This window comes from Peribacillus psychrosaccharolyticus ATCC 23296 (assembly GCF_000305495.1).
Classification (GTDB): Bacteria; Bacillota; Bacilli; order Bacillales; family DSM-1321; genus Peribacillus; species Peribacillus psychrosaccharolyticus.
Genome location: NZ_AJTN02000235.1, coordinates 39,043 through 51,421 on the forward strand (window position 1 = coordinate 39,043; position 12,379 = coordinate 51,421).

A 12,379-nucleotide genomic window follows, 5' to 3' on the forward strand; every position below is an offset into this window, starting at 1 on the left:
CCTCCGCATTTGTTATTGACACGTGTTTCGGTGTCTACATTAGTTTAGCCAAACGTCTAAAACTTACTAACCTTAAAATTTGGTCTTTATGTTGAACTTTTCCTGAAGGAATAATGCAATCCCGTCTTCTTCATTGGTTAAAGTAACTTCATTCGCTACATTTTTTAATTGATCAATGGCATTTCCCATCGCTACGCCTGTTCCTGCGTATTCAAGCATCTCTAAATCATTATCCTCATCGCCGAATGCAATGATGCGTTCCACAGGAACATTCAGGTGCTGCGCCACTCGTTTAATGCCTACAGCTTTATTTAGCCCTGTTTTGACCATTTCGATGACATGGAATGGATCGGCCCAGCGGCGATGATCAATAACCTCTGCGTGAACATCGGATAAATGCTGGCGAATGTCATCAACATGTTGTTGATCCGTATGAATGAGCATGCTGGTAGGGGAAGCGTTAAGGAAATTACGTAAATCTCCTGTTGTCACTTTGGGAGACCCGACTTGCATGAGATTAATCAACTTTTCATCATGGTAATGGAAATACACATCATCCTGAATTTCAGCAATAATATTGTGGAATTGGAAATTTTGCATCGCTTCAACAATATCTTTTGCCACTTTCATATCCATTGGAGAGTGATACGTCCCCCAGCTTTTGTTACGAGGATGATGAACGAACGCTCCATTAAAGTTAACAATTGGTGTTTGCAGACCTAGCTCGTGATAATACATTTCACTCGAACGATATGGACGTCCTGTCGCAATCATCACCTCATGGCCATTTTCTTTTAAATGCAGTAACGTTTTTTTTGTGCGCTCTGATATGGCTTTTTCATCTGTAAGCAATGTTCCGTCTAAATCTAAAACAATTAAATGTTTTTCTGCCATTGTTTGTCACCTTCAGTTCTTTTGTTTGTGTTGATGTCTTAATAGTAACGTATTGTCAGACAATGTTAAATCTTTTTCATTAGGTAGTATTCAGGTATAGTGATATTATTCAAATAAATGAAATGACTGGGGGAAATTCTTTGATTATCGTAGAAAAAGAACGTATTGCTGGTATTCCCGTTTTACATGTGGCAAAACAAGATATATGGAAGGAAGTATCTCCCTTAGTTATTTTTATCCACGGTTTTGGGAGTGCAAAAGAACATAATCTGCATTATGCTTATTTGCTGGCGGAAAAAGGGTTTCGGGTTATTTTGCCTGATGTTGCTTGGCATGGTGAACGCGAAGAAGGACTTAAGGAGTCGCAGCTCCTAAATCACTTCTGGCCAATCGTTGTTCAAACGATAGAAGAATTGGCAGTCATTAAGGATGAACTGCTGACAAGAAAATTAATTGATCCTGCAAGAATCGGTGTGGCGGGAACATCCCTTGGAGGGATCGTGACAAATGGAGCGCTTGCGGTCTATGATTGGGTCCATGCAGCTGTGAGTCTAATGGGGAATCCAGCCTATTTAGATTACGCCAAGCTTCAGTTAGAAACGATACAAAAGCATAATCCTAACTTTACTATATCAGAGGAAGAATCAGAAAGACAAATGGCCTTAATCAGCAAGTATGATTTAAGTTTACAGCCTGAAAAATTAGCCGGGAGACCGCTATTATATTGGCACGGAGCAAAAGATCCAATTGTTCCTTATACATTTGCGTACAAATTTTACGAATCAATCAGGCCGGCATATGAGCAAAATAAGCTTGAGTTTATTCTAGATCCACGAGCTGAGCATAAAGTTAGTAGATATGGACTGATCCAGACGGCAGAATGGTTTGACAAGCATTTAACAAGAGTTGGGCAAAATACTTAATAAAATGGCTAATATCTGCTATGATGGAGATATCACAGCTCATAAAGGAGAGTCTTAATATGGATGCTGAATTAAAAGAGAGTATGATGGGCGCACTGGAACAAGTTATTGATCCAGAGCTTGGAATAGATATAGTAAATTTAGGTTTAGTCTACGATGTAGATTTAGATGAAGCAGGACAGGCAACGGTAACGATGACGCTGACAGCTATGGGATGTCCACTAGCAGCTACGATTGTTGATCAAGTTAAATTATCGCTTGAGGATTTACCTGAAGTGAAAGATACAGAAGTGAATATTGTTTGGAATCCGGGTTGGACCAAGGACCGCATGTCTCGTTATGCAAAGATTGCCTTAGGGATTCAGTAAAAATTATGGTACGATTGATTAGGCAGAAGGACAGGAGGCTGTTAATGGCCTCTAGACCAGGTTTCTGCCTTTTTTTAGTTCTTATAAGGGAGTGATAATAATGGACAGCATGAAAATAAAGGATGCTTTGGACAGACCCCTTAGAGATTTACGAATATCTGTTATTGATCGCTGTAACTTTAGATGCCAATATTGTATGCCGGCGGAAATTTTTAATGAAAATTTTCATTTTCTCCCGCACAATGAGCTTTTATCATATGAAGAAATAGAGAGAGTAGCAAAGATTTTTGCAAGTCTTGGAGTGGAAAAATTACGTTTAACAGGCGGTGAGCCGCTTTTACGTAGGGAATTGCCTGTTCTAATTGAAAAGTTATCGAAAATTGAAGGCATTAATGATATCGGACTGACCACGAATGGCGTTTTCTTAAAGCGTTATGCGAAAGAATTGAAAGAAGCTGGGTTAGACCGTGTCAATATCAGCCTGGACAGTATCGACGATGAATTGTTTAAACAAATAAACGGCCGTAATATTGGGACAAAGAAAGTAATGGAAGGAATCACTGCAGCTAAAGAAGCAGGCCTTGGCATTAAAATTAATATGGTTGTAAAAAAAGGATTAAATGAATCGCAAATTCTTCCAATGGCAAGGTACTGCAAAGAAGAAGGCGTGCAGCTGCGCTATATTGAATTCATGGATGTCGGCAGCACGAATGGCTGGCAAATGGACAATGTAGTGACGAAAAAGGAAATCCTGCAGATGCTGGAAAGTGAGTTCGAGCTCGAGGCAGTAGAAGAAGATTACTTTGGTGAAGTAGCTAAGCGTTATCGCTATATAGGGACTGACAATCAAGTCGGTTTTATTACCTCAGTTTCAGAATCATTCTGCGGCAGCTGTACACGAGCACGACTTTCAGCAAATGGAAGTTTATTCACCTGTCTATTTAATGGAAATGGACATGACCTTAAAGAGCTGCTTCGTTCAGACATGAATGATGAAGACTTACGTGAACACCTAATTGGCTGGTGGAATCACCGCAAAGACCGTTATTCGGATGAACGAATCGAAGGCAAAAATCAGAATCAGCAAAAAATTGAAATGTCCTACATTGGCGGTTAAGCAAATTATGCTTAACCGTTTTTTTTGTGTAGAAAGATGCCCCGTGGGGTATTATTGTGCTGTGAACCGTATCTAGACGGGAATAAATATCATAAAAGAAAAGAAATACCCCCGACCTTCAATAATAAAAATCCTACTTTGTCCTTAGAGAGCAAGCAAGGAGCTAGATTGCTCCAGTAATACTCCCTTAATTATTCGAAGAAACCCAATTATCTAATATTTTATAAAAATACAATTGATTTTATTTTTATTCAGTCATATAATAATAGAAATAAAGAATAGGGCAATAAATTGGAGTTGATAGTATGAATGTTTCTATTGTAGGCGCAACGGGTTACGGGGGACTGGAGTTAATTAGACTCCTGAAAATGCATCCGAAGTTTACAATTACTTCTTTGCATACTTCTTCGAAGTTCGGTGAACCGATTCATAATGAGTACGCACATTTATTACATGAAGAGTATCTATTAAATAAAATTGACCCAGAAAAAATAGCTAAGCAAGCTGATATTGTTTTTCTTGCAACGCCGTCTGGGGCATCGTCGGAATTGGTTTCTTCGTTTAAGAATCTTGATATTAAAGTCATTGATCTCTCTGGTGATCTTCGTTTAAAGACACCCGGTGAATATGAAAAATGGTATAAACGTACACCAGCACCTGCTGATCTCTTAAATAAAGCTGTTTACGGACTTTCTGAGTGGAATGCCGATCAAATCAAAGATGCTGAGATTCTGAGCAATCCTGGTTGTTACCCGACAGCAACATTACTTGGGTTAGCGCCGCTGTATAAAGCAGGATTAGCAAGTGGTGAAGACGTGATTGTCGATGCGAAATCTGCCGTTTCCGGTGCTGGAAAATCACCAACTGATGCAACTCACTTTAGTACCATGAATGAAAATTTCAAGGTGTATAAGGTCCATAGTCATCAGCATATTCCTGAAATTGAGCAACAATTGGGCATTTGGTCCGAAAAAAGTAAGCCCATTTCGTTCACTACGCATCTGGTTCCGATGACACGAGGAATTATGGTGACGATGTACGTGAAATTACAACAGAAAATGACCACGGAACAATTACATAAGTTATATACAGAGACCTATGAGAGTCATCCATTTGTACGGATACAGCCAATCGGAAGCTTCCCTGCGACGAAGCAGGTATACGGCTCAAACTTTTGTGATATCGGTGTGGCCTATGATGAGCGTACGGAGAAAGCAACGATCATTTCGGTCATCGACAACCTGGTAAAGGGGGCAGCAGGGCAGGCCATTCAAAATGCAAATCTCATGATGGGGTATGAAGAAACGTCAGGGTTAATGACACTTCCTCTATATCCTTAACCAATAGGAGGTACTAAATGAAAACACTTGAACGGAACATAACGATTCAGCTAGTGAAGCAAGGAAATATTCTTTCTCCAAAGGGATTTAAAGCAGCAGGTCTTCACGCAGGTCTCCGCTATTCGAAAAAAGATCTTGGTATGATTTTGTCGGATACGCCGGCATCCTGTGCAGCTGTTTATACGCAAAGCGTCGTTCAAGCAGCACCGTTGAATGTGACAAAGGAAAGCATTCATACAGAAGGGAAAATTCAAGGAGTTATCGTTAATAGCGCTTGTGCCAATGCATGTACAGGTGAACAAGGTTTAAAGGATGCTTACGAAATGAGAAATTGTGCAGCCGCGAAATTTGGCTTGCCTGATCACTATATAGCGGTTGCATCGACGGGTGTAATTGGAGAATTTATGAAAATGGATAAAATTAAACAAGGCATCGAATTGCTTGAGCCTACGGCCGACGGTGCAGATGATTTTGAGCATGCAATCTTAACAACAGATACGGTAACGAAGCACTATGCCTGCCAAACAGAGGTGGACGGAAAACTTATTACAATGGGCGGAGCAGCTAAAGGATCAGGAATGATTCATCCCAATATGGCTACGATGCTTGGCTTCATTACGACTGATGCTAATATCGCATCGGCTGACTTGCAAAAGGCATTGTCGGAAATAACTGATGAAACATTTAATCAAATTACGGTTGATGGGGATACCTCAACCAATGATATGGTCTTAGTCTTGGCAAACGGGCAGGCTGGTAATAGTCAGCTGACTGAGACTCATCCGGATTGGCCGCAGTTTGTAGCATTATTAAAACAAACGTCAGAAAATTTAGCTAAAGAAATTGCTAAGGATGGAGAAGGAGCCACTAAGCTTGTTGAAGTGAATGTAACGGGAACACAGACGAAACAGGAAGCACAAGTGCTTGCAAAAACAATCGTTGGCTCAAACTTAGTGAAAACGGCTGTTTACGGATCGGATGCAAACTGGGGAAGAATTATCGCGTCAATGGGACGCAGCGGGGTAACATTTAATCCAGGAGATACGACCATTGCCTTTGGTGAGATTACGGTTTTACAAAATGGAGTACCGGCTCCCTTCTCAGAAGCTGAGGCGAAATCTTATCTAGAAGAGCCAACGATAATTATCAATGTGCATTTAAAAGAAGGGACTGCAGCAGGTACGGCATGGGGCTGCGATTTGACGTACGATTATGTGAAAATTAATGCAAGCTATCGGTCATAAGGAGTGAAACGGATGAAGGTATTGGTCATAAAATGCGGCGGCAGTATTATTGATGAATTAGCTGATTCATTCTTCGAGAGCATTCGTGATTTGCAGGATAATCAATTTAAAATCCTCTTTGTCCATGGCGGCGGGCCTGATATAAATGCCATGCTAAAGCAAAATGGTATTGAATCGGTATTCAAAAGTGGATTACGTAAAACAACGGATGAAGTATTAGAAGTGGTGGAGCTTATGCTTGCAGGAAAATCAAACCGCAGTCTAGTCCATAAGCTGCAGCAGAATAAGATCAATGCCATTGGTCTTAATGGTTCGGATGCTAAGCTTCTGACAGGCGAGTTCGTTAATGAGCTTGTTCTAGGATCTGTTGGTGAGGTGGTTAAGGTCAATACAGAACTGCTGCTGCAATTTTTAGAGGCGGATATCTGTCCGGTTTTGACTCCTATGGCGATTTCAACATGCGGCAGGAAGCTGAATGTAAATGCTGATATGGCTGCTGGAGCAGTTGCTGAAGCACTACATGCAGATATGTGCTTATTTGTCACAGATGTTTCAGGTGTTATGAAAGACAATAAATTACTGGCAGAGTTAACGGCTGAAGATACACAAGCATTAATTAAAGAGGGATCGATCTACGGGGGAATGATTCCAAAAGTTACAACGGCCCTATCCGTCTTAAATACAGGAAATAATGATGTGATGATTGTCAGCGGTAAAGAGTGCTTTTTCCAGGATCACCAGTTTATCGGCACCAAATTTTATAAAGAAGAAGGAAGGGTTTTACTATGACTGCACTATTCCCAACGTATGCAAGGTGGAACATTGAACCGGATACCGCGAAAGGCAGCTGGCTGACCAGTAAGGAAGGGAAGAATTATCTCGATTATACGTCTGGTATTGGCGTGTTAAATTTAGGTCATGGAAATGAAACAGTAAAAGCTTCTGTAGAAAGACAGCTTGAACGTTTTTGGCATACCTCTAACTTATTTGAAAACTCGGAGCAAGAACAGGCAGCTTTGTTACTAGCCAAAGCATCTGGTCTTAGTCGGACTTTTTTTGCGAATAGTGGGGCCGAAGCGAATGAAGCGGCGATAAAGCTTGCACGAAAAGCGACAGGAAAAAGTAAAATTGTCACTTGTACTCAATCTTTCCATGGCCGTACGTTCGCAACAATGGCCGCTACGGGGCAGGAGAAGATACGAGTCGGATATGGAACGATGCTGGATGGATTTACTCATGTGCCGTATAACAACGCAGCTGAACTTGAGAATGCAGTTGATGATCAGACAGCCGCGATTATGCTTGAAGTAGTGCAAGGCGAAGGTGGTATTCATTTGTTGGATGCATCCTATGCAGAAGCAATTATGAAATTGAAAGAAAAACATGACATCCTCCTTATTATTGATGAAATTCAAACAGGGATCGGCAGAACGGGTAAACCATTTGCATTTCAGCATTTTGCCATTCAGCCCGACATTATAACACTTGCAAAAGGACTTGGAAATGGCTTGCCAATAGGCGCAATGCTTGGCAGAGAAGATTTGGCTGAATTCTTTGGGCCGGGAAGCCACGGATCTACATTTGGCGGAAATCCAATTAGCATATCCGCTGCAATAGCCGTACTTTCTGAAGTGATGAATCCATTGTTTCTACAGGAAACAGCAGAAAAAGGAATCTATTTTATGCAGCAACTCAAATGGCATTTAGAAAATTCAGAATTTATCGTCGAAATACGTGGACTTGGATTAATGATTGGGATAGAATTGAAAGATGAAGCAGCACCAATTGTGCAAAAGCTGCAAGACTCGGGGCTTCTCCTCCTAACTGCTGGACCCAATGTTATTCGCATTCTCCCGCCGTTGACAACAGATAAAAATGAAATTGATCTTGCTGTAGAAAAGATATCGAACGTATTGAAAACTGAATCAATACCGACAGCCTAAGGGCTGATTTTTTTACACATCATATGTATAAAAATACTGAATGATATATAAATATACGAACTAGATGAGGTGGATTTCATGGACAGTTATTTGCATTTATCAAATGGAAAGTCATTTAAAGGAACCATTTTGAACGAAACTTTAGATAAAACAGTGACAGGTGAACTGGTCTTTTTTACTGGTATGACAGGTTATCAAGAGGTTTTGTCGGATCCTTCTTATAAAGATCAAATTGTGGTATTTACCTATCCCCTTGTTGGAAATTACGGTATTAATGACCATGACTTCGAAAGTAAAAAGCCTCATATAGCAGGAGTAATCGTGTATGAAGGAGACATGGGGCATTCACATTATCAAGCGCGTTATTCTCTGCAGGAATATCTAACAAAATGGGGAATTCCACTCTTAAGTCAAGTAGATACGAGAGCGGTTGTTAAAAACATTCGCAAAGAGGGATCGATGGCTGCTGCCATTTCTGCTGCAGAAGGTATCCAATTAGAGACTGATAACAGTAAGGAAATGGTTCAGTCGGTAGCAGAGGTTTCTTCTAAAGATATCTCCGTCTTTGGAGCAGGAAAAAAACATGTTGTATTAATGGATTTTGGTTATAAAAAATCAATCCTTAGCTCACTTACTGACTTTGGCTGTAAAGTAACGGTCGTGCCGTTTGATACAAGCTATGAAACAGTCAAACAATTAAACCCTGACGGAATTTTACTTTCAAATGGACCTGGGAACCCAAAACAGCTTCAATACTTATTACCAAATATCAAAAAAATCATTTCCAGTTATCCTACGCTTGGGATTTGCCTTGGACACCAGTTAACGGCGCTTGCCTTTGGCGGAGATACAAAGAAAATGCTTTTTGGACATCGCGGTGCCAATCAACCAGTCGTTGATCTAGAAACAAAACGCGTATATATGAGTTCACAAAATCATAGTTTTGAAGTGGATGAATCAAGTCTGGAGAATACACACCTATCTGTGCGGTTCCGTAATGTTAACGATGATACGGTTGAAGGGTTATCCCATAAGAAGCTGCCCATTTTGACGACACAGTACCATCCTGAAGCGAATCCGGGTCCGGTTGAAAGTATTATTCTTTTTGAGAATTTTTTACAAATGATAAATGAATACAGCGGGAGAGAACAAGCATATGCCTAAAAATCATTCTATACAAACCATCTTAGTCATCGGTTCCGGTCCAATCGTAATTGGGCAGGCAGCAGAATTTGATTATGCAGGAACTCAAGCCTGTCTAGCTTTGAAAGAAGAAGGCTATAAAGTCGTCCTTGTAAACAATAACCCAGCAACGATCATGACAGATCATATGAATGCTGACGTGGTTTATTTAGAACCACTTACAGTGGATATGCTGGAGAAAATCATTCAAAAGGAAAAACCGGATGGCTTACTAGCTACCCTGGGTGGACAAACGGGATTGAACCTTGCCTATCAGCTGGACGAAGCAGGGATTTTAGAAAAGTATAATGTAACCTTACTCGGTACACCGATTGATTCAATTAAAAAGGGAGAAGACCGCGAACTGTTCCGGGAGCTAATGCTCGAAATTAATGAACCAGTTCCAGACAGCGTGATTGTTCATACGCTTGAAGAGGCCATTGCTTTTTCTGAGGAAATTGGGTTTCCAATCATCGTCCGTCCGGCATACACGTTAGGCGGTACCGGTGGAGGGATTTCTGATAATCTCGAAGACTTTAAGGAACTGGTCCGCGGCGGTCTGCAAGAAAGCCCAATCACACAGTGTCTCATTGAAAAAAGCATTGCTGGCTTTAAGGAAGTCGAATATGAAGTTATGCGTGACAGTAATAATACGTGTATTACCATCTGCAATATGGAAAACATCGATCCAGTTGGGATTCATACAGGAGATTCAATCGTTGTGGCACCATCGCAAACCTTATCTGACGATGAATATCATATGCTTAGAACGGCTTCCATTAAAATTATCTCGGCACTAGGCATCATTGGAGGGTGTAATATTCAATTTGCACTTGATCCAACCAGCAAACAATATTATCTAATTGAAGTCAACCCGCGGGTGAGTCGTTCATCAGCATTGGCATCGAAAGCAACTGGGTATCCAATTGCGAGAATTGCTGCGAAGCTAGCAGTCGGATACCATTTATCAGAAATTATTAATCCTGTGACCAAAAGCACATATGCAAGTTTTGAGCCTGCATTAGATTATGTAGCGGTGAAGTTTCCACGCTGGCCATTTGATAAATTTACGACAGCTGATCGTAAGCTTGGAACACAAATGAAAGCGACTGGAGAAGTGATGGCTTTACATCGAAGCTTTGAAGGTGCTGTGCAAAAGGCAGTTGATTCCCTCGAATTAAAGACACTGGGTCTTAACCTGTTATCCCTTAACGAAAAAAGTGTCGAGGAGCTTTGGGAGATGCTCTTTGCGAAAACAGATGAACGGATATTTGTCATTTTTGAAATGCTCCGCAAAGGGGTTACCGAAAAGGAAATTCATGAAGCAACGAAAATTGACTACTTCTTCCTTCATTCCTTTAGCTTACTAATTGGTATCGAAAAAGAAATCGCGATGCAGCATTTAGAAGATATGAGTATAGCAGCGATGCAGCGTATTAAAGAAAAAGGATTTTCAGATCGGTATCTGGCTTCGGTCTGGAAAACGGACGAATCGACTGTTAGACACTATCGTCAAGAACTCGGTGTTAAAGCTGTATATAAGACGGTTGACACATGTGCCGCAGAGTTTGAATCACATACCAATTATTTTTATTCCACTTACTTTGGAGAGAATGAACAACAAAAAACAACCAAGCCTAAGGTGCTGATGATTGGCAGTGGTCCAATCCGTATTGGACAGGGAATCGAGTTTGATTATTGTTCAGTACATGGCGTGTATGCCCTGCAGGGTGAGCAGGTTGAAACGGTAATGATCAATAGTAATCCAGAAACTGTGAGCACGGATTTTGCGACCGCTGATCGTTTATACTTTGAACCACTTACGCTTGAATATGTGTTAAATGTAATTGAAGCCGAGGATATTACCGATGTGATTGTCCAATTTGGCGGTCAAACGGCTATCAATTTGGCAAAGGGTCTTGAAGAATATGGCGTAAACCTGCTCGGTACATCCTTTGATAGTTTAGATCAATTGGAAGACCGTGATCGTTTCTATCAACTTCTTCAAAAACTTGAGATACCTCATGTCCCAGGTGCTATTGCGGCTGATCAAAAACAACTTGTTCAACAGGCAGAAGACATTGGTTTTCCAGTATTAATCAGGCCCTCATATGTAATAGGCGGACAGGGTATGGAAATAATCCCAGACAAATCAGCTTTGCAGCATCGAATTAATAAAGGAACAGCCATTCTTTATCCCGTTTTAATTGACTCATATATCCCAGCAAAAGAAGTCGAAATTGACTTAATTGCTGATGGAAGGGACATTTATATTCCGTTAATTGCCGAGCATGTTGAAAAAGCAGGCGTTCACTCTGGAGATAGTATGGCCTTATTCCCACAAGTCTCTCTTACAGATGAAATAAAAGGTTTAATTGAATCCTATGCTAAGAAGCTTGTCGTGGAACTGGATTATAAAGGACTTATGAATATTCAATTTGTTATTGATGGGGAACAGGTTTATGTGCTGGAAGTTAATCCTCGTGCAAGCAGGACGATTCCAATCATTTGTAAAATAACCGGTGTCCCTATGGTTCAAGCAGCAACAAAAATATTGCTTGGGAAATATAATTTGTCGAATTTATTCGAAAAAACAGGACTAAATGAAAATCTTAGCTTTGCTGCTGTAAAATATCCTGTCTTTTCAACGTTTGCTTTAAGCGGACTCGATTCTAAAGTTGGACCGGAAATGAAATCAACGGGAGAAGGGATCGCCATTGCTGATACGGTAGAGGAGGCCCTTGCGAAGGTGTACCATCCAAATCGTGCAGGGGATAAAACTGCTATTTATCATAGTTCATCGGTTCACCTAAATGCCGTTTCCAAACAAATGGGACTTGAAGCAGGCATGACTTTCCAAAGCGGAGACTTTGAAGAATACCTGAAACAAGGGAATGGAGCAGCTGTTCTTGCTTATGGAACAACGAAAGAAGATCAATATCTACGGGTAATGGCAGCAAAATATCGGATTCTTGCCTTTACAGAGGAGTCGACCTTTACTGCTTATTTACAGTCGTTAACACATGATGAGATTAAAGCAGCATCCCTTCAGGAATGGCTTGAAAAAATCCCACAAGGAGTGACACCTTTATGAGCGTGAAAACACTTGATAAACAAATTATCGGACAAAAAGATTTTCTAACACTTCGTGATCTTTCAACGGATACCATTTTAGATCTGCTGGAATCGGCAGAAAAGATCAAAGAGAAATTACAAGCAGGGGTCGAATATACCCCTTTAAAAGGGAAAACGCTCGGGATGATTTTTGAAAAATCGTCTACCAGAACGAGGGTTTCCTTTGAAGTAGGAATGCTTCAATTAGGAGGGCACGCCTTATTTTAAGCAGTAATGATATCCAAATTGGCCGC

At 40.7% G+C, this 12,379-nt stretch carries 10 protein-coding genes and 1 pseudogene; 10 read left to right on the forward strand and 1 reads right to left on the reverse strand.

Features of this window, described 5'->3' with window-relative positions:
* Positions 1-72 precede the first annotated feature (72 nt).
* A complete protein-coding gene (locus WYK_RS19095) occupies positions 73-894 on the reverse strand; it encodes a Cof-type HAD-IIB family hydrolase (RefSeq protein WP_040376044.1) in 822 nt (273 codons plus the stop codon).
* A gap of 140 nt (positions 895-1,034) precedes the next feature.
* On the opposite strand from WYK_RS19095, the gene WYK_RS19100 reads away from it, so the two are divergent.
* From WYK_RS19100 to WYK_RS19145, 10 genes and pseudogenes are all read left to right on the forward strand, one after another.
* Entirely contained in the window at positions 1,035-1,817 is a 783-nt protein-coding gene (locus WYK_RS19100) for an alpha/beta fold hydrolase (protein WP_040376045.1), read from the forward strand.
* Positions 1,818-1,876: 59 nt separating this feature from the next.
* Positions 1,877-2,185, forward strand: a complete 309-nt coding sequence (locus tag WYK_RS19105) for a metal-sulfur cluster assembly factor (protein ID WP_040376046.1) — start codon at positions 1,877-1,879, stop codon at positions 2,183-2,185.
* 100 nt (positions 2,186-2,285) lie between these two features.
* Positions 2,286-3,302: a GTP 3',8-cyclase MoaA gene (moaA, locus tag WYK_RS19110; RefSeq protein ID WP_040376047.1), complete on the forward strand. Its 1,017-nt coding sequence runs from the start codon at positions 2,286-2,288 to the stop codon at positions 3,300-3,302.
* 305 nt (positions 3,303-3,607) lie between these two features.
* The gene (argC, locus tag WYK_RS19115) at positions 3,608-4,642 is read left to right on the forward strand and encodes an N-acetyl-gamma-glutamyl-phosphate reductase (protein WP_040376048.1); all 1,035 of its coding nucleotides are present in this window, start codon (positions 3,608-3,610) and stop codon (positions 4,640-4,642) included.
* A gap of 17 nt (positions 4,643-4,659) precedes the next feature.
* Positions 4,660-5,886, forward strand: coding sequence for a bifunctional ornithine acetyltransferase/N-acetylglutamate synthase (gene argJ, locus WYK_RS19120; RefSeq protein ID WP_051387717.1), 1,227 nt, complete (start codon positions 4,660-4,662; stop codon positions 5,884-5,886).
* Between the two features lie 12 nt (positions 5,887-5,898).
* Positions 5,899-6,675 (forward strand): acetylglutamate kinase, encoded by a 777-nt coding sequence (gene argB, locus WYK_RS19125; protein WP_040376049.1) that lies wholly within the window; start codon positions 5,899-5,901, stop codon positions 6,673-6,675.
* The gene (locus WYK_RS19130) at positions 6,672-7,829 is read left to right on the forward strand and encodes an acetylornithine transaminase (RefSeq protein ID WP_040376050.1); all 1,158 of its coding nucleotides are present in this window, start codon (positions 6,672-6,674) and stop codon (positions 7,827-7,829) included. Before argB ends, WYK_RS19130 begins: the two co-directional genes overlap by 4 nt.
* Positions 7,830-7,907: 78 nt before the next feature.
* The gene (locus tag WYK_RS19135) at positions 7,908-8,993 is read left to right on the forward strand and encodes a carbamoyl phosphate synthase small subunit (RefSeq protein WP_040376051.1); all 1,086 of its coding nucleotides are present in this window, start codon (positions 7,908-7,910) and stop codon (positions 8,991-8,993) included.
* Positions 8,986-12,105 (forward strand): carbamoyl phosphate synthase large subunit, encoded by a 3,120-nt coding sequence (locus WYK_RS19140; RefSeq protein WP_040376052.1) that lies wholly within the window; start codon positions 8,986-8,988, stop codon positions 12,103-12,105. Before WYK_RS19135 ends, WYK_RS19140 begins: the two co-directional genes overlap by 8 nt.
* Positions 12,102-12,379 (forward strand): annotated as a pseudogene (locus tag WYK_RS19145) (ornithine carbamoyltransferase); the annotation flags it as partial. The gene WYK_RS19140 and the pseudogene WYK_RS19145, both read left to right, overlap by 4 nt.

Bases quoted from the DNA above. Each gene is read 5' to 3' on its own strand.
- WYK_RS19095 (WP_040376044.1), bottom strand. From the start codon at position 894: ATGGCAGAAAAACATTTAATTGTTTTAGATTTAGACGGAACATTGCTT.
- WYK_RS19105 (WP_040376046.1), top strand. From the start codon at position 1,877: ATGGATGCTGAATTAAAAGAGAGTATGATGGGCGCACTGGAACAAGTT.
- moaA (WP_040376047.1), top strand. From the start codon at position 2,286: ATGGACAGCATGAAAATAAAGGATGCTTTGGACAGACCCCTTAGAGAT.
- argC (WP_040376048.1), top strand. From the start codon at position 3,608: ATGAATGTTTCTATTGTAGGCGCAACGGGTTACGGGGGACTGGAGTTA.
- argJ (WP_051387717.1), top strand. From the start codon at position 4,660: ATGAAAACACTTGAACGGAACATAACGATTCAGCTAGTGAAGCAAGGA.
- argB (WP_040376049.1), top strand. From the start codon at position 5,899: ATGAAGGTATTGGTCATAAAATGCGGCGGCAGTATTATTGATGAATTA.
- WYK_RS19130 (WP_040376050.1), top strand. From the start codon at position 6,672: ATGACTGCACTATTCCCAACGTATGCAAGGTGGAACATTGAACCGGAT.
- WYK_RS19135 (WP_040376051.1), top strand. From the start codon at position 7,908: ATGGACAGTTATTTGCATTTATCAAATGGAAAGTCATTTAAAGGAACC.
- WYK_RS19140 (WP_040376052.1), top strand. From the start codon at position 8,986: ATGCCTAAAAATCATTCTATACAAACCATCTTAGTCATCGGTTCCGGT.